The organism is Acidovorax sp. FG48 (assembly GCF_057809085.1).
In genome coordinates, this window is sequence record NZ_JBMDJH010000001.1 from 575193 (window position 1) to 592832 (window position 17640).

A 17640-nucleotide genomic window follows, 5' to 3' on the forward strand; every position below is an offset into this window, starting at 1 on the left:
GGGTCGGGGGAAAAGACCGGAAAAGGGGTCGTGCTCGTTGGTGCGTTGGAGCGGATTGGCTGAAAGGGACTTCACGGCGCCCCGCTGGCCATTCATGTGGATCGGTGGCCGGCGCAGAGTCCGACCGCCATGCTGCGGAGTGAAAGACCCGCACCCCGTCTGCGCAAGCTGGCATGCACAATGCTTCGCTTTGATGCCGTCCACCCGCACCGATGCACCACCAACAGCCCGACTTCCTTGACAACCTGAACCAGGAGTTCAAGAACGGGCGACGGTGGCTGGAGCGCAGCGTGGTACTGGCCTACGCCGCCGCAGCGGGCCTGTGTGTGGTGATGTTCACGTTGATGGCCGAGCACGCGTTCGGGCTGTTTGAGCGCATTTTCTATTGGCAGGGGGGCTGGGCGGTGCTGCTGTGGACGCCCGCTGTGACCGCCCTCGCCGTGTGGGCCACACGCCGGTGGGCCCCCGGGGCGGCAGGGTCGGGCATTCCGCAGGTCATGGTGGCGCTGGAGCCCGGGTTGGATGCAAGCCAGCGCAGCCGTTTTGTGTCGCTGTGGCTGTCTTTCTCCAAGATGGTGCTGGCCAGCGCGGGCTTTGCGGCTGGCCTGTCGATCGGGCGCGAGGGGCCCTCGGTGCAGGTGGCAGCGGGGGTCATGCACCACGCGCGGCGCTGGTTTGGCCCGCATTCGGGCATTACCGGCCATGGGTTGCTGGTGGCAGGCGGTGCGGCGGGCATTGCTGCCGCGTTCAATGCGCCTCTGGCGGGGGTGGTGTTTGCGTTTGAGGAGTTGTCGCGCAAGCTGGAGTCGCGCTCCAGCGGCCTGTTGATCGCGGGCATCGTGCTGGCGGGCCTGATGGGGGTGTCGGCCTTCGGCAACCTGAGCTACTTTGGCCGCATTCAGGTGCCCAGGCTCACGTGGGATGCGCTGCTGCCCGGACTGTGCGTCACGCTGGTGTGTGGTGGTTTGGGCGGGCTGTTTGCCAAGCTCATGGCCGCGTCGTTGACGGCCGCCCCAGAGCGCCTGAATCGGTGGCGGGCGCGGTTCCCGGTGCGCTTTGCCGCGCTGGGGGCGCTGGTTGTGGCCATCATCGGGCTGGTGACCGGAGGGGCCACCTTTGGTGCAGGCTCCGAGGCGGTCAAGCACATGCTGGAAGGGCAGGCGGATATGCCGGCGTTCTATGTCACGCTCAAGTTCGCGGCCACCTGGCTGTCGGCGTGGGTGGGGATTCCGGGTGGCATTTTTGCGCCGTCGCTGTCGATTGGTGCGGGGGTGGGGCACAACGTGGCCGCGCTCATGGGCCACGACATTGCCCCTGCGTTGATTGCCATGGGCATGGCGGCGTTTCTGGCCGCAGTGACGCAGGCGCCCATTACCGCATTCATCATCGTGATGGAGATGGTGGATGGTCACTCCATGGTGTTGAGCCTGATGGCGTCGGCCATGCTGGCCAGCCTGGTGTCGCGCATGGTGGCGCGGCCCTTGTACGAAACCTTGGCCCTCTACATGCTGAGTACCTTGCAGCCCGTAGCGGCACCGCCGACTGCCGAGCCGGTGCCCGAGCCAGCCCCTGCCGATGCGACGGCTAACTCGTCGGCACCGCATGGAGAGCCCGAGGTCTCAGTAGAACCGATCAAGCCCCCGTCTGCGTCCTAGTGCGGGCCTTGGGTTGCTGCTGCCCCCTCGGCGGACGCGACCTGCGTGGAAAGCGGCCATGCCAGCGAATGGCATCGTTACTCAGCGGCTCCCAAGCCGCTGTGGAGCGATCATTGACCGGTTGGCGCGTCGTCAGCGTCCCCTGGGCCGCGGGCGCTGTGGGCCATCTCCAACTGCATCATCACCATGTTGACCAGCGTGTGCACCGACGGTCGTCCGGTCTCGATCACGTAGTGGGCGGTCTCGCGGTACAGGTGGTCGCGCTGGGCGTAGAGGTCGCGCAGCTTGTCCATGGGGTTGCCGCCTTGCAGCAGGGGGCGGGTCTTGTCGTGTTTGACGCGCTTGAAGATTTCTTCGGGCGATGCGCGCAGGTACAGCACATTGCCGAACTGGCGCAGCACCTCGCGGTTCTCGGGGCGCAGCACGGCGCCGCCGCCGGTGGAGAGGACCATGCCGCCGGGCTGCTGGGCCACGTCGGCCAGCACCTGGGATTCGATGTCGCGAAAGCGCGCCTCACCCTCGGCCTCGAAGAAGCTGCGAATGGTGGTGCCCAGGGTCTGTTCCAGCCGGTGGTCCAGGTCGATGAAGGGCACACCCGCCCGGTGGGCCAGTTGCCGGCCGACGGTGGATTTGCCCGAGCCGGGCATGCCGACCAGTGCGCAGCGAATCTGCATAGGTTCAAGAAAGAGGTCTGGGGGACGGGCTTGCGCACTGCGGGTGGGGCTGTGTCGCGTGCCTTGACTGGGCGTTGAGTGTAAGCCTGCCCCCGCGCACCGCATCTCAGGCACGGCCTTAGCAACTGGCGCGACCCAGACCAGTGGATGCCGAGCAAGGGCCACCCCGCAGCGAGGGCGACGTCCCCCTGCCCGCGCGCAGCGCGAGAGCGGGGGGCTGAGGGCCGCGGCTCCAAGCCTGCCTGCGCAGGCTTGGACGGCCTGAAGAGCTGCCGCCTCTGGCGGCTGCCCCGTGGCGCGCGCTCAGGGGGGTGTCCGAATCACATTGCGGCATACACCAGCGCCGGATACAGCTCGCACAGATACCTGAGCTGGCCGGGCGCCTGCGTGAGCAGGATGGCGAACAGGTCTTCCGCAGGGTCCACAAAAAAGAAGGTGCCGCCCAGGCCGCTCCAGCTGTAGTGCCCGGCCGATCCGGGGCGAGTGGCCTGGCCGGTGGCGGTGCGCACGGCCACGCCCAGGCCAAAACCGTAGCCGGTGGGCAGAATGTCGCCCGCCACGGGCAGGTTGCCCAGGTGGTCGGCGGTCATGAAGTCCACCGTGGCGCGGCCCAGCAGGCGCACGGGGGCGTCCATACCGTTGGGGCCGTCGGGCCCGGGGGCGGTGCCCCGGCCCAGCATGAGCTGCAGAAAGCGCGCGTAGTCGCTGGCGGTAGACACCAGCCCGCCACCGGCCGACTCGAACACGGGCGGCGCGGTCACGTCGATCAGAGGCATGCCGATGCCGGTCTGCGGGTCGCGTTCAAAGGCTTCGGCCAGGCGGTGCTGCTGCGCGGCGGGCACCGAGAAGCCCGTGTCGTGCATGCCCAGCGGGCCGAACACGCGGCGCTGCAGGATGGCGCCCAGGCTCTCGCCCTCGATCACCTCCAGCACGGCGCCCAGCACGTCGGTGGCGCGGCTGTATTCCCAGCGGGTGCCGGGCTGGTGGACCAGGGGCAACGGGCCCAGTGCCGCGACCAGGTCCGCATTGCTGTGGCGGCGCGAGCCGACGCGGGCGGCGCGGTAGGCGTCGGGCACGGTGCCCGCCTCCCACGCGTAGCTGAGGCCGGCGGTGTGGCGCAGCAGGTCGTGCACCGTGGCCTCGCGCTGCACGGGGGCGGTGGTGCCGGTGGCTTCGTCGTACACGCGCTGGCCGGCAAACGCGGGCAGGTAGTGCGCCACGGGGTGCGACAGCAGCAGGCGGCCTTCTTCCATGAGCATCATCGCCACCAGCGAGGCGATGGGCTTGGTCATGGAATAAATGCGGAACAACGTGTCCGGCGCCATGGCGGGCACCGCCGATTCGGCGCTGGGCGGGCGCTGGTGGCCCACCGCCGTGTGCAGCACCGTGTGGCCCTGGTGGTGGATGAGGGCCACGGCACCGGGCAGCAGGCCCTGGTCCACATGGGTTTGCAGCACGGAGCGCAGGCGGGCGAGGGCAGTGGGGTTCATGGCAGTGGGAAGTGGGTTTTGAGGTGATTTTGGCTGGTTGCGCCAGTGCACATTGCGCTAGTAGCTATCAAAAACAGAGCGTATGACGCAGGCCTTCCATGGTGGCTTCAGGGGGGCGCACCGGCCGCGCGGCTGCGCTCCTGCTCTTGCAGCTCGCGCCATTGCACCTTGCCCGTGCCGGACTTGGGCAGGCTGTCCACCAGCTGCACGATGCGCGGGCTTTTGTAGGCGGCCATGTGGTCGTGGCTCCAGTCGATGATGGACTGCTCGCTCACCTGGCCCTTGAAGGCGTCGCGCAGCACGACCAGGGCCTTCACCGTCTCGCCCCGGCGCTCGTCGTGTGCGGCGATCACGCACACCTCCTGGATAGCAGGGTGGGCGTACATCATGGTCTCGACCTCGGCGGGCCAGACCTTGAAGCCCGACGCATTGATCATGCGCTTGAGCCGGTCCACCATGAAGAAGTAGCCGTCCTCGTCCGCCTGCGCCAGGTCGCCCGTGCGCAGAAAGCGCTTGCCGTCCAGCGTCACAAAGCTGTCGGCAGTGGCCTGCGGGTTGTTCCAGTAGCCCTGCATGACCTGGGGGCCATGCACCACGATCTCGCCAATCTCGCCCGGGGGCAGTTCGGCGAACGTGGCCGGGTCCACCACGCGCGCATCCACGTCGAACACCGGGATGCCCAGGCACTGCGGCTTGGGGCGGTGGGGCGGGTTGATGTGGGTGGCGGCCATGGTCTCGGACATGCCGTAGCCCTCCACGTAGTCGAGACCGGTCAGGTCCTTCAGCTGCTGCGCCACGGCCTTGGGCATGGCCGCGCCGCCGCCGCGTATGGCCTGGATGCTGCTGATGTCGTAGTCGGCGATGCGCGGGTTGGCCAGAAAGTCCACCACCATGGTCGAGATGGCCTGCCAGATGGTGACCCGGTAACGCTGGATGAGCTGGGCGGCGGCGTCACGGTCCCAGCGCGGCAGCACAACCACGGTGGCGCCCACAAACAGCGGCCCGTTCATGCTGCCCGACAGGCCGGTGACGTGGAACAGCGGCAGCACCGCGAGGTAGGTCGAATCCTGCGTGCGCGCAAACCACTGCACGCCGCCCACCAGCGTGCTCATGGCGCTGCAGTGCGTGTGCATGCAGCCCTTGGGGTGGCCCGTGGTGCCCGAGGTGTAGGGCATCACGCACAGGTCGTCGGGCCCGGTGGTGATGGGGCCCGGGGTGCGCTGCTGCGCCATCATGTCGCTCCACAGCGTGACGCCGGGGGCATCAATCGTCTGGCGCGGTGCGCTCACGAAAGCAGGCACGGGCAGGTCGGTGGGCACCTGCAGGTAGTCGCTGTAGGCGGCCACGATCAGGTGCTTCAGCTTGCCTTCGCCGCCAGTAGCATCCACCAAAGGCTGGGCCTGCGCATGCAGGTCCTGCGGCACAAAGGCCACGGTGGCGCCGCTATCGTGCACGTAGTGGCGCAGCTCGTCGGTGCGGTTCATGGGGTTCACCGGCACCACCACCGCGTTGGCGCGCAGGATGCCGTAGAACGCCAGAATCCACTGCGGGCTGTTCTGCATGTACAGCAGCACGCGATCGCCCGCCTTCACGCCACACACCTGCTGCAAAAAGCCCGCGATGTGCTCGGCCTGCTGCTGGAACTGGCGGAAGGTCACCAGCGTGTCGTAGAACACCAGAAACGGCTTGTCCGGGTAGCGCGCGGCCGACACCTCGGCGTTGTGGAACAGATGCGTCTGCGGCAGCGTGAGGTGGCGCGACAGGCCGGGCGGCCAGTGGGCGAGGTGGCGGTCGGACATGGGATACGGAACGCTGGGTTCGTTTGTGCGGGGCGCAGACCTGACGAAGCAGGTCGCGCCTCAGGGGGCTTCAAATCAAACTAGCGCCACCATCCACCACGATGGACTCACCGGTGATGTGTCGCGAGGCGTTGGACGCCAGAAACACCACCGCGCCCTTGAGGTCCTCTTCGCCGCCAATGCGGCGCAGGGGCGTGCGCTCGATCATCGCAGGGCCCAGCTTTTCGATGAGGCCGCTGGCCATCTTGCTCGGGAAGAAGCCGGGGCAGATCGCGTTGACGCGAACGCCGTAGTGCCCCCATTCGGAGGCCAGCGTGCGTGCAAAGTGCAATGCCGCGGCCTTGGAGGTGTTGTAGGCAATGGTGTTCATGCCCGGGGGCGTGCCCTTCAGTGCGGCCACCGAGGCCGTGACGATGATCGAGCCCTTGCCGCGCGGGATCATGCAGCGCTTGCCGACCTCGCGCGACAGGAAGAACGGTGCGCTCACATTCAGGTCCATCACCTTGTGCCAGGCGGCGTCGGGGTAGTCCTCGGCCTTGGCGCCCCAGGTGGCGCCCGCGTTGTTGACGAGGATGTCGATGGTGCCAAAGCGCTCGACCACCTGGTCCACCAGGCCGGGGATGTCCTCGGTCTTTTGCAGGTCGTTCACCACGGTCAGCACCTCGTAGCCCATGCCTTCCAGGTGCTTCTTGGCCTCGGCCAGCTCATCGGCCTTGCGCGCGGTGATGGCGAGTTTGGCGCCCATTTCGCCCAGGGCTTCGGCCATCTGCAGGCCCAGGCCGCGCGAGCCGCCGGTGACCAGGGCGACCTGGCCGGTGAGATCGAAGAGTTGCTTGACGCTCATGGAGAAAACGCTTTCGTGCAGAGAGAGGGTGAAGGTGAATGAATGCCCGATCCCCGGTCCCGGTGGCTCGTGGCGCGCCGGGTGGGGCGAAGGGGTGCAGGGAAGGCGGCGGTGGCCGCCGTGCAAGCTGGTCGGTCAGCGCTTCATGCTAGTCCCGCGTCCGCCCGGTGTAAAACCGCCGCTGTCACCTTTGAAACTCTGCGCGCTGCCGCCTTGCCTGCCGCGTGTGGGATGGCGCCTACCCCCGCTTGCGGCCATGGCGGATGGACGGATGCGCGCCCCGGCCCTAGGCTCGCGGGGATGAACGAGTCTTCCCCGCCCCTGGCGACAACCACCCCCTGGCTTGCCCGCATGGCCCAGCCCCTGCAGCCGCTGTGGCGCCTGGTGCAGCCGTTCTGGCGTGCGGCGCAGATGTGGCTGGACGCCGACGGGCTGCGCATGAGTGCGGCCATGTCGTTCTACGGCATGCTGAGCCTGGCGCCCCTGCTGCTGTTGCTGGTGGGCGTGCTGGGCTGGTGGGTGGACCGCGGCTACCTGGAGAGCAGCCTGGTCGCGCAGGTGCAATCGGTGATGGGCCAGCAGGTGGCCGACGTGGTGCGCCAGGCCCTGGCCAGCGCGCAGGCGCCGTCAGAGGGGCGGCTGGCATCGGTCATCGGATTTGTGGTGCTGGTCTCGGGCGCCACCGGGGTGTTTGTGGAGCTGCAGTCCGCGCTGGAGCGGCTGTGGCGCCGCGACGATGACACGCCGCCCCAGCGCGCCGCGTGGTGGCGCATGGCGTCGCTGCGGCTGCGGGGGCTGGCCTATGTGCTGGCACTGGGGTTCTTGCTGCTGGTGTCGCTGGCACTGTCCACCCTGATCCACCTGCTGGCGGGCTGGGCCGGGCAGCATCTGGCCGCAGGCCACCTGCCTGTTTTGGCGCCCCTGGCGCCGCTGCTGCAGCTTGTCAACGAAGCCATTGCCTTCGGGCTGGCCGTGGCGCTGTTTGTGGGGCTCATGCGCATCGGCGCTGGTCCCAAGCCGTCGCTGCGCTACCTGGTGATGGGCGCGGTGGTGGGGGCCTCGCTGTTCACGGTGGGCAAGCAGCTGCTGGCCTGGTACCTGTCCACCGCCGCTGTGGTGTCGGCCTACGGGGCGGCGGGCTCGCTGGTGGTGCTGCTGATGTGGATCTACTTTTCGTCGGCCATCCTGCTGTTTTCTGCGAGTTGTGCGCAGGCGCTGGAGGATGCCTTGCATTCCGGCCCGCGCCGCCCAGCGGCCCTGGCGCGGTGGGCGGCGTCCGCCCGGGCGCGGGTGCAGGAGCTGTAAATGTTGGCAACAGCGCCCAGTACACGCATGGGTGGGCACAGGCCTCGCCGAGGCCGCTGTCGCGATGGCGCCCGGTGCGCTCTCAGGCTGGGGCAGCAGGGGCTCTGCGCCAGGCCCTTAGGCACAAATGCGGCCAAAAGAGGTTTACCGCTGCTTACTGCCGCTTACAAACCGGCCACACCGCAGCGTCTGGCGCTGTGTACCTTTCGCTCATCTGGTCCGTTGAAACATCACGGCTCCATCCCGTAGCGGGCGCACAGCGTTTTCTGTGCATACCCGCCCCCTGCGGACTTCTCCGATACGAACAAGGAAATGACCATGAACCTGACGGTTTCTTCTCCCACCCCGCCTGCGTCGATCCCTGCTGCTGCCCCCGTCGGCTCGGCAATGAAATGGATGTGGGCAGCCATTGGCGTACTGGGCGTGAGCGTGCTGGCCCTGGGCGCCACCCTGGTGATGCAAAACCGGGCACCGGCAGCAGCCGATGCGGCAGCCCCCGCCACCCTGGCCGCGGCCCCCCGCACGCCCGAGTCCGAGATCATTGAAGAAAAACGCGCCCAAGCGCCGGTCAATACTACCCAGAGTGCTATGAATAGCGGAGCAAACTACCGTCCGCAGACCGGCGGCAGCGCAGGCCGGTCCGGCGACATGGCCGGTGGCATTGCCCCCGGGGGTGTGGCCCAGCCCGTGCGTGCTGCAGCGCCGGTGTGCCGCAGCTGTGGCCGCGTTGAATCGGTGCAGGCGATTCAGCAAGCCGCGCCCGCCACGGGCGTAGGCGCTGTGGCCGGTGGCGTGCTGGGTGCCGTGGTGGGCAACCAGATCGGCAAGGGCAGCGGCCGTACCGCCGCCACCGTGCTGGGCGCCGTGGGCGGTGGTTACGTGGGCCACAAGGTCGAAGAGCGCACCCGCACCCACACGGTGTACCAGGTGGCGGTGCGCATGGAAGACGGCTCGCTGCGCCACTTCCAGCGCGCAGAACCCACGGCAGTAGGCACGCCCGTGGTGCTGCAGGGTAAGGGCTTCCGCGTGGACCAGGGCGGCTCGGCCCGGGCGGCAGACCCCTATGCGCAGTCACAGCCCCAGCCAGGGGCGGTGCGGGTGTCGGACACCTACTGAGCCCGTCAGTCGCTTCCCCTTAAAACAAAAGCCCGCATTTGCGGGCTTTTGTTTTTGTCGCTGTCGCTGTCGCTGTTGGTGGCTGGTTAGCGGGTTACAGCACCACCGGGATTTCGGTCGCAGGCGGCGTGTTGCGGCTGCGGCCGCAGCGCACCAGGCCGTCGATCATCACCATGCCGATGCCCGGGATGTCGCCCAGCTGCACGCTCTCCAGCAGCGTGGCGCCAGCGGTGTGCTGCGCCCGGTCCATGAACACAAAGTCGGCCGCGCGGCCCACTTCGATCAGGCCGCAGTTGAGGTTGCGGATGCGCGCCGTGTTGCCCGTGGCAAAGCAGAACACCAGCTCGGCGGGGATGTCGGCAAAGCTCGATATCAGCGCAATCATGCGCAGCATGCCCAGGGGCTGCACGCCCGATCCCGCCGGGCCGTCGGTGCCCAAAATCACGCGGTGCGGGCACTTGAGTTCGATGGCCGCCCGCGCGGCCTGGATGGCGATTTTCTCGTTGCCGTTGTGCACCAGCTCGATCGCGCGGGACGACTTCTCGCACAGCTCGCACACATGCTTCCAGGGCAGCGAGGTGTGGCCGCCGTTGATGTGGCCGATCACGTCGGCATCAGCCTCCAGCACCACGTCCTTGTCGATCAGGCCCGAGCCCGGGATGGACGGGCCGCCCGTATGGATGGTGCTCTGGATGCCGTGCTTGCGCGCCCAGGCCACCATCTGCTGGGCTTCGTAGCCCGCCTTGACGGAGCCCAGGCCCACTTCACCCAGCAGGGTCACGCCGGCGTCGGCGAGGTCCTTGAAGTCCTGCTCGGTCATGCCTTTCTCGATCACCGGGGCGCCTGCAATCACCTTCACGCCGCCGGGGCGGAAGTTGTCGAACGAGCGCTGCGCGGTGATGGCCAGCGCCTTCAGGCCCACGATGTCCTTGGGCCGGCCGGGCAGGTGCACTTCACCGGCCGAGACCATGGTGGTCACGCCGCCGTTCATGGTCGAGTCGATCCAGCCGATCTGGTTCTGGCGCGGCGTCCAGTCGCCAAACACCGGATGCACGTGGCTGTCGATCAGGCCCGGCGCCACACAGGTCTGGCGTGCGTCGATCACGGTGTTGGCGTGGTCGGTATCGCAGTCCTTGTAGCGGCCCACGGCCACGATGAGGCCGTCATTCACCACGATGGTGTCGGCGTCGAGGATGGGGTGGTCCAGGTCGCCCGACAACAAAAGACCGATGTTCTGGATGACGACCTTGCCCGATTTGCCGCCTGCTGCTGCTTCTGCCATGGATTCTCCTCGTGGGGTGGTGGGCGGGGCGCCAGGCGGCACTCCGCAGGGAAAAATCTCTTGTTGATCTTGTCGATTCAGGCCGTAGCTGCCGCCTTGCCCTTGGGCAGGTGGGGGCCGGGTGCCACGGTGCGCAGCACGCTGTCGATGACAAACGATTCCCAGTGCGCCAGCGCGTCGGGCGTCTCCAGGTCTTCGCCCAGAAAGGCCGACAGCGTGTGCCGGTTGGACATGTAGAAGTAGCCCGTGGCGGCGATCAGCAGGTACACATCGCGCGCCGACACGTCCTTGCGGAACAGCCCTTGCGCCTGGCCGCTGTCGAGCACGCGGCGGATCACCTCGATGGCGGGTGACGAGTATTCGCGGGCGCGCATCGACTTGGAGATGTGCTTGCCCTTGTGCAGGTTCTCGGTGTTGAGCAGCGTGATGAACTCGGGGTTCTTGCGGTAGTAGCCCACCACAAAGCGGATCACCGCCTGCAGCGCCTCGACCGGCTTGGCGGTGTCCAGGTCCAGTTTGGATTCCGCGTCGTTCATGCGCCGGTAGGTTTCCTCCAGCACCTCGATGAACAGGCCTTCCTTGCTGCCGAAGTAGTAATAGATCATCCGGTCGAAGGACTTGGCCGCCTTGGAGATCTTCTCCACGCTGCCGCCTTCGTAGCCGTAGCGGGCGAACACCTTGGTCGCCGCCTTCAGGATGTTGTCGCGCGTGGTCTGCGCGGCCTGCTCGCGCACGCCCGTCTTGCGGGCAGAGGCTGCGCGGGGGGACGCGGTCCGGGTCTTGGTGGGAGTGGCAGACATGGCGGGTCCTGGTGGATGAGGCGGGCCCCCCGGTAAGGGGGCCGCCGGGGGATCACTGCTCTGCGAACGCGCGCTCGATCACGAAGTCGCCGGGCTTCGTGGTGTTGCCTTCCTTGAAGCCACGCTCTTCCATCATGTGCTTGAGGTCGCGCAGCATTTCGGGGCTGCCGCAGATCATCACGCGATCTTCGGTGGGGTTGAGTGCGGGCAGGCCTAGGTCGCGCGCCAGCTGGCCGTTCTCGATGATCGTGGTGACCCGGCCCTGGTGCTTGAAGGCCTCGCGCGTCACGGTGGGGTAGTACTTGAGCTGCTTGCTGACCATCTCGCCCAGGAACTCGTGCTTGGGCAATTCTTCGGTGATGTAGTCGTGGTAGGCCAGCTCCTTCACCTCGCGCACGCCATGCACCAGGATGACCTCTTCGAACTTCTCGTACGTCTCGGGGTCGCGGATCAGGCTCAGGAACGGGGCCACGCCCGTGCCGGTGGAGAGCATGTATAGGCGCTTGGCGGGCAGCAGGTAGTCGATCAGCAGGGTGCCTGTGGGCTTCTTGCCGACCACGATGGTGTCGCCCACCTTGATGTGCTGCAGGCGCGAGGTCAGCGGGCCGTCGGGCACCTTGATGGAGAGGAACTCCAGGTGCTCTTCGTAGTTGGGGCTCACGATGCTGTAGGCGCGCAGCAGGGGTTTGCCGTTTTCGCCACGCAGGCCAATCATCGTGAAATGCCCGTTGGAAAAGCGCAGCGCGGTGTCACGCGTGGTGGTGAAGGAGAAAAGGCGGTCCGTCCAGTGGTGGACCGTCAGGACGCGTTCGTCAAGAAAGGCGCTCATGGTGCGTTAGATGGAAAAGTTGGAAGCAAATAAGGAATTTGGCTGAAGAGCAGGGCCCCATGCGCTCTACAGCGCAATGTTCAGGCCTGAAAGCTTGTGGCTCACAACCCTCCATTGTTCCGCATCTGGCAAAGCCGCTTTTCTTTTGGTGATTGCGGGGAGCGTGGGCGCCAGCTTTTTGTTGAACTGCAGAAAGATTTCCATGACTTCGGGCAGGTCGTCTTCGGCATAGATGGCGTTGGCCGGGCACTCCGGAATGCACACCGCGCAGTCGATGCACTCGTCTGGGTCAATGACCAGATATTCCGGCCCCTCCTTGAAGCAATCGACCGGGCACACATCGACGCAGTCGGTGTACTTGCACCGAATGCATGCGTCCGTCACAACGTGCGTCATTTTGGGGCTCCTCGTGCACCGTTTTTGGGGGTGCGAAAACACCATTGCAGAGTCTTGTTGATTCCGCTACATTGACACGAAATGTAGTGTTCACAACATTTAAGTTAAGTGAATGCTACACAAAATGCAATGCGCGTACAAGCACTTGCAACAATGCAATGAATGGGTCGCCACGATGACTGAACACACCAAGACCGATGGGCTGCCGGGTATGGATGCGCCAGAGTTGCCGCAGGTGCTGGAGCGCGCCCGGCCGCGCAATGAGCGCATGAACGCCGCCAAGGTCGAGTGCAATGCGTGTCCGGTGCTGTGCCAGATTTCCGAAGGCCGCGCAGGCGCTTGCGACCGCTACGCCAACCAGGCGGGCGTGCTGGTGCGGCTGGACCCGGTGGTGTTGCTGCGCAAGACGCTGGAGGCGGGCGAGGCCACGCTGGTGCCCTTTGCGGGCCGCGCCGAGGCTGCAGAAGGTGGAGGGACGGAGGTGGCTCCTGAACCCGCATGGAACGGCGACCTGCTGCTGTCGGAAGAAGTGTTCGTGACGGGCGTGGGCTCGTCCACCACCTACCCGGACTACAAGCCTGCGCCCTTCATCGTGGGCTCCCAAACCGATGGCGTGGACATGGTGACTGTGGTGACTGAGGGCATCTTCAGCTACTGCAGCTTCAAGGTGAAGATCGACACCGACCGCTTCCTCGGATCCGAACAGGCCAACGTGCGTTGCAAGGGCGAGGTGGTGGGTCATGTGACCACGGCCGAATACGGCTCGCAGATGCTGTCGCTGGGTGGCGTGCACCATCTCACGGGTGGCACCAAGAAGGAAGGCCGCATCACCGCCGAGATGATGCAGGCCCTGGGCAACAAGCAGGCGGTGGAGTTCACCATCGACGGTGGCTCGCAGCTCATCATCCAGGCGGGCCGTGCGCCCATCGTCAACGGTGTGGCCGAGCAGCGCATGCGCGTGGGCTGCGGCTCAGCGGCGATTGGCATCTTTGCGCGCCAGTTCTTTGGCCATGCGGACGAGGTGGTGGTGGTGGACGACCACATCACCGGCGTGCTCACCGAGCACCAGGCGGGCCGTTGCCTGGACATGAAGCCCTCGGGCATCCAGATGCGCGGGCGCAAGTCCACGCCGGGCCGCTACTTTCAGGTGGCCAACCCGGGCACCGGCTGGGGCGGCACCGACATTGCCGACCCGCTGTCCATCATTGAGGGCTGGGACGAATCAGTCGCCTGGCCGGGGCTGCGCCTGTTGATGACCTCCACCACCGGGGAGCATGCGTCCTGGTACGTGCTGGACGCGCAACTCCACCCGGTGGAGGCCGAGATGCCCACCGAAGTGCGCCGCATCGTGGACCGCATCGGCGAAAACTGCGAGCCCTCGCTCGCCTCCGTGCTGTTCCTCGGCGGTGCAGGCGGCAGCCTGCGCGCAGGCGTCACCGAGAACCCGGTGCTGCTCACCCGCTCCATCAAGAACGCTCTGGTCAATGTGACCTGTGGCGGTGCCCCCGCCTATGTGTGGCCGGGCGGCGGTATCACTGTGATGGCCGACGTGCTGCGCATGCCGGACAACAGCTTTGGCACCGTGCCCACGCCCGCCATCGTGGCGCCCATCGAGTTCAGCATGCGCCGTGCGGACTACGAAGCGCTGGGCGGCCACACCGAGCAGATCCGCAGCCTGCGCGAAGTGCTGGAGCGCGGCGCGTGGCACAACGACGGTGCTCCGCAGGCGCGCGTGTGGCAAACCTTGCCCGCGGCCAACCCGTGGCCGCTGGGTCGTCCTCCCCTGCTGGGCTAAGTGAGCCGTGCTGTGAACGCTTGCCGCAATCTCCTGTCCGATGGCCGCTGGCATTTCCAGCATGGCCCAATGGACCTCATCCTCCAGGCCGAAGGGGCGTGCGACGCCGTGGCCCTGGCGCACGAGCGTGCGTGGCAGCGTTTTGAAGGGCTGCTGAAGGAGCTGGTGAATGAACTTCCCGGCTTGCGGGCGCCGGTGGGTGCGCACTGCGCGTTGCAGGGCGGGGTGGCGCGCCGCATGTGGGCCGCCTGCAGCCCTTATCGCGCAGGTTTCATCACATCGATGGCGGCGGTGGCGGGCGCGGTGGCGCAGGAGATTCTGACCTGCTACGAACAGCCGGGCATAGACCGCGCCTGGGTCAACAACGGCGGCGACATTGCGCTGCACCTGGCGCCCGGCCAGTCGGTCACGGTGGGGGTGTACGCTGACATTGCTGCGCTGAATGCTGCACAGTTGCGCAACGGCCTGGTGCTGGATGGGCAGATCCGCATCGACAGCGCCATGCCGGTGCGCGGTGTGGCCACCAGTGGCTGGCGCGGGCGCAGCCAGTCGCTCGGCATTGCCGACAGCGTGACGGTGCTGGCGCGCACGGCGGCGCAGGCCGATGCGGCAGCAACCATCGTGGCCAACGCGGTGGATGTGGCCGATGCGCGGATTGTGCGCAGGCCCGCGTGGCAGGTGAGGGACGCCAGTGACCTGGGTGCCATCCCTGTCACCGTGGATGTCCCTGTCTTACCCAAAGAGCTGGTGGGCCGGGCCTTGCACCAGGGGCTGCAAAAAGCGCAAGAATTGCAGTCCAGCGGCCTGCTGTGGTTTGCGCTGCTGGCGTGCCAGGGGCAGTTCGTGGCGACCTCGGCGCCCCAGGCGCTGGCGGATGCGGTATGGCCCCGGGATCCGGCGGTGGAATCGGAAGTTGGTTCAGTATTTGCTTAACGAAATGCACAGGTCTCCAGAATGATCCAGATACGACGCGTTTTCACCCATCTTGAGGAAATCCGGCACGAATTCGGGCCGGTGGCCGACGTGCCGCTGCTGCGCGGCGCCATCGGCGCGGTGCTGACAAACCCCTTTGCGGGGCGGTACGAGCCCGACATCCTCCCCATGATGGACGCGCTGCAGGACGTGGGGCTGGACATGGCCCAGCGCCTCCTGAGGGCCATGGCGGTGCCTGCCGAGCGCATCGAGACCTATGGCAAAGGCGCCATCGTGGGCGCGGCGGGTGAGCTGGAACACGGTGCGCTGTGGCATGTGCCCGGCGGCTACGCCATGCGCGAACTGTTGGGCTGGAAGGGCGACCGCAACGCCTATGCCAAGGGCCAGGCCGAAGAGAAGACCGGGCAGCCGGCGAATGCGCTGTCCATCGTGCCCTCCACCAAGAAAGTGGGCGGCCCCGGTGCAGCGCTGGATGTGCCGCTCACCCACATCAACGCCAGCTACGTACGCAGCCATTTCGACGCGATCGAAGTGCGTGTTCCGGGCGCGCCATCCGCTGATGAGATCGTGTTCATACTTGCCATGACCACGGGCCCGCGCATCCACGCCCGCGTCGGAGGGCTCAAGGCGGCAGACATCAGCCAGTGGAACGGCCTGCGCTGAGCCGCCCGCCGACCCGCACACCATCGAACAAGACAAGATCCCAAGGAGCCAAAAAATGCCAGCCAAGATTCGAAAGATCATCGTCCAGACCGACGAGGTCCGCGTGGAAATGGGGCGTGACGTTCAGCCCCCGGTGCGCAAGGCGCTGGCCATGGCCGTGATCGAGAACCCCTTTGCCGGACGTTATGTGGAAAACCTCGACGAACTCATCGCCATCGGCGAAGAGCTGGGCGGCCTTCTGGGCGCGCGCTGCGTGCAGGCCCTGGGCATTGAACCCGGCCAGGCCCAGAGCTACGGCAAGGCCGCCATCGTGGGCGAGGCGGGCGAGCTGGAACATGCCGCCGCCATCCTGCATCCCAAGCTGGGTGCACCCTTGCGTGTGGCGGTCGAGAAGGGCGCCGCTCTGGTGCCATCCAGCAAGAAAATGGGCGGCCTGGGCGCCGCCATCGACGTTCCCCTGGGCCACAAGGATGCCGCCTATGTGCGCAGCCATTTCGACGCCATGGAAGCCCGTGTTGCCGATGCCCCGCGGGCCAATGAAATCGTGGTGGCCGTTGTCGTGACGGACAGCGGGCGGCCGTTGCCACGTGTCGGCGGCCTCACGGCCTCTGAAATCAAGGGTGTTGACGGCCTGCGCTGAGCACGGCGCGCGCACAACACACACCTGTCCTGTCTTACCCCCGTTCGATCTCTCTCCAACCATCCTTCAGGAGTCTCCCCATGACGATGCGACGAAACCTCATGCGTGCCACGGCTGCGGCTGCATTGGCCCTTACCCTGGCCCCTGTGTTTGCACAGGGCGTGATCAAGATTGGCGAGGTCAACAGCTACAAGGCACAACCTGCTTTCCTGGAGCCCTACAAGAAGGGCATGGAGCTGGCGGTCGATGAGATCAACGCTGCGGGCGGCGTCAATGGCAAGAAGATCGAACTGATCACGCGCGACGACAATGCCAACCCCGGCGACGCCGTTCGCGTGGCCGAAGAGCTGGTGTCGCGCGAGAAGGTCGATGTGCTGGCGGGCACCTTCCTGTCGAACACCGGCCTGGCGGTGGCCGACTTCGCCAAGCAGAAGAAGTTTTTCTTCCTGGCTGGCGAGCCGCTGACCGACAAGATGACTTGGCAAGGTGGCAACCAGTACACCTTCCGCCTGCGCCCTGGCACCTACATGCAGGCCGCCATGCTGGTGCCCGAGGCCGCCAAGATGAAGAAAAAGCGCTGGGCCGTGGTCTACCCCAACTACGAATACGGGCAGTCTGCCGTGGCGGCCTTCAAACAACTGCTCAAGGCCGCCCAGCCCGACGTGGAGTTTGTGGCCGAACAAGCCACACCACTGGGTCGGGTAGACGCCGGCAGCGTCGTGCAAGCGCTGTCGGATGCCAAGCCCGACGCCGTCTTCAACGTGTTGTTTGGCGCAGACCTGTCGAAGTTCGTGCGCGAAGGCAACACGCGCGGCCTCTTCAAGGGCATCGAGGTGGTCAGCGTGTTGACGGGCGAGCCCGAATACATGGACCCCCTGAAAGACGAGGCCCCCAACGGCTGGCTGGTGACCGGCTATCCCTGGTACGGCATCAACACCCCCGCACACAAGGCGTTCGAGCAGGCCTACCAGGCCAAGTTCAAGGACTACCCGCGTCTGGGCTCGGTGGTGGGCTACAGCATGATCAAGTCGGCTGCGGCTGGTATTGCCAAGGCCAAGAGCACCGACACCGACAAGCTGGTCGCTGCCTTCAAGGGTCTGCAGGTAGACACCCCGTTCGGCAAGATCACCTACCGTCCTGAAGATCACCAAGCCACCATGGGTGCGTTTGTCGGTCGCACCAAGAACGAAGGTGGCAAGGGCGTGATGGTGGACTACGTCTACCTGGATGGCGCCGATGCCAAGTACCAGCCGTCCGCTGCCGACGTGAAGAAGTCACGAAGCGCTGATTGATTCCCTCTGAGGTCTGAGGCGCCTGCCGCGCCTCGGTCCCGGCAGACGCTACCGGCAGTCCGGCACAGCCGGATTTCTGATGGCGCTGGCTGGGGCGCGCCCAGCTTCTTTCATGTGCTGCGAGTGA

16 protein-coding genes are annotated in these 17640 nt (G+C 66.4%); 8 read left to right on the forward strand and 8 right to left on the reverse strand.

Annotation, left to right across the window (positions count from 1 at the left end; all coding sequences use genetic code 11):
* Positions 1–212 precede the first annotated feature (212 nt).
* Complete coding sequence (locus ACODSU_RS02660; RefSeq protein ID WP_488839858.1) at positions 213–1655, forward strand: chloride channel protein; 1443 nt, start codon at positions 213–215, stop codon at positions 1653–1655.
* Positions 1656–1765: 110 nt separating this feature from the next.
* Here the strand turns inward: ACODSU_RS02660 and ACODSU_RS02665 are convergent, their stop codons facing one another.
* From ACODSU_RS02665 to ACODSU_RS02680, 4 genes are all read right to left on the reverse strand, one after another.
* Positions 1766–2329: a shikimate kinase gene (locus ACODSU_RS02665; protein ID WP_488839860.1), complete on the reverse strand. Its 564-nt coding sequence runs from the start codon at positions 2327–2329 to the stop codon at positions 1766–1768.
* Positions 2330–2649: 320 nt separating this feature from the next.
* Entirely contained in the window at positions 2650–3819 is a 1170-nt protein-coding gene (locus ACODSU_RS02670) for a serine hydrolase domain-containing protein (protein WP_488839862.1), read from the reverse strand.
* 107 nt (positions 3820–3926) lie between these two features.
* On the reverse strand, positions 3927–5618 hold the full coding sequence (locus ACODSU_RS02675; RefSeq protein WP_488839864.1) for a long-chain fatty acid--CoA ligase: 1692 nt from the start codon (positions 5616–5618) through the stop codon (positions 3927–3929).
* Positions 5619–5688: 70 nt separating this feature from the next.
* A complete protein-coding gene (locus tag ACODSU_RS02680) occupies positions 5689–6462 on the reverse strand; it encodes an SDR family oxidoreductase (protein WP_056057149.1) in 774 nt (257 codons plus the stop codon).
* A 300-nt stretch (positions 6463–6762) separates the two neighbouring features.
* Between ACODSU_RS02680 and ACODSU_RS02685 the strand changes: the two genes are divergently transcribed.
* Together ACODSU_RS02685 and ACODSU_RS02690 are read left to right on the forward strand one after the other, a co-directional pair.
* Complete coding sequence (locus tag ACODSU_RS02685; protein WP_404976619.1) at positions 6763–7767, forward strand: YihY/virulence factor BrkB family protein; 1005 nt, start codon at positions 6763–6765, stop codon at positions 7765–7767.
* Positions 7768–8085: 318 nt separating this feature from the next.
* Positions 8086–8883 (forward strand): outer membrane lipoprotein, encoded by a 798-nt coding sequence (locus ACODSU_RS02690; RefSeq protein WP_488839866.1) that lies wholly within the window; start codon positions 8086–8088, stop codon positions 8881–8883.
* A gap of 94 nt (positions 8884–8977) precedes the next feature.
* On the opposite strand, the gene ACODSU_RS02695 is transcribed toward ACODSU_RS02690, so the two are convergent.
* The 4 genes from ACODSU_RS02695 to fdxA all read right to left on the reverse strand — a co-directional run bounded on the left by ACODSU_RS02695 (position 8978) and on the right by fdxA (position 12190).
* Entirely contained in the window at positions 8978–10165 is a 1188-nt protein-coding gene (locus ACODSU_RS02695) for an amidohydrolase family protein (RefSeq protein WP_121941659.1), read from the reverse strand.
* Between the two features lie 77 nt (positions 10166–10242).
* Positions 10243–10965 carry a TetR/AcrR family transcriptional regulator gene (locus ACODSU_RS02700; protein WP_488839869.1) on the reverse strand — a complete coding sequence of 241 codons (723 nt, stop codon included), beginning with the start codon at positions 10963–10965 and terminating at the stop codon, positions 10243–10245.
* 52 nt (positions 10966–11017) lie between these two features.
* Positions 11018–11794, reverse strand: a complete 777-nt coding sequence (locus tag ACODSU_RS02705; protein ID WP_488839871.1) for a ferredoxin--NADP reductase — start codon at positions 11792–11794, stop codon at positions 11018–11020.
* 66 nt (positions 11795–11860) lie between these two features.
* Positions 11861–12190 (reverse strand): ferredoxin FdxA, encoded by a 330-nt coding sequence (gene fdxA / locus ACODSU_RS02710; RefSeq protein ID WP_488839872.1) that lies wholly within the window; start codon positions 12188–12190, stop codon positions 11861–11863.
* Positions 12191–12365: 175 nt separating this feature from the next.
* Between fdxA and ACODSU_RS02715 the strand changes: the two genes are divergently transcribed.
* From ACODSU_RS02715 to ACODSU_RS02735, 5 genes are all read left to right on the forward strand, one after another.
* On the forward strand, positions 12366–13985 hold the full coding sequence (locus tag ACODSU_RS02715) for a 6-hydroxynicotinate reductase (RefSeq protein WP_488839874.1): 1620 nt from the start codon (positions 12366–12368) through the stop codon (positions 13983–13985).
* Positions 13986–13997: 12 nt separating this feature from the next.
* Positions 13998–14918 (forward strand): UPF0280 family protein, encoded by a 921-nt coding sequence (locus ACODSU_RS02720; protein WP_488839876.1) that lies wholly within the window; start codon positions 13998–14000, stop codon positions 14916–14918.
* A gap of 21 nt (positions 14919–14939) precedes the next feature.
* Entirely contained in the window at positions 14940–15581 is a 642-nt protein-coding gene (locus tag ACODSU_RS02725) for an amino acid synthesis family protein (RefSeq protein WP_488839878.1), read from the forward strand.
* Positions 15582–15636: 55 nt separating this feature from the next.
* Positions 15637–16221 carry an amino acid synthesis family protein gene (locus ACODSU_RS02730; RefSeq protein ID WP_488839880.1) on the forward strand — a complete coding sequence of 195 codons (585 nt, stop codon included), beginning with the start codon at positions 15637–15639 and terminating at the stop codon, positions 16219–16221.
* Between the two features lie 80 nt (positions 16222–16301).
* A complete protein-coding gene (locus tag ACODSU_RS02735) occupies positions 16302–17513 on the forward strand; it encodes an ABC transporter substrate-binding protein (protein WP_015012054.1) in 1212 nt (403 codons plus the stop codon).
* Positions 17514–17640: the final 127 nt, after the last annotated feature.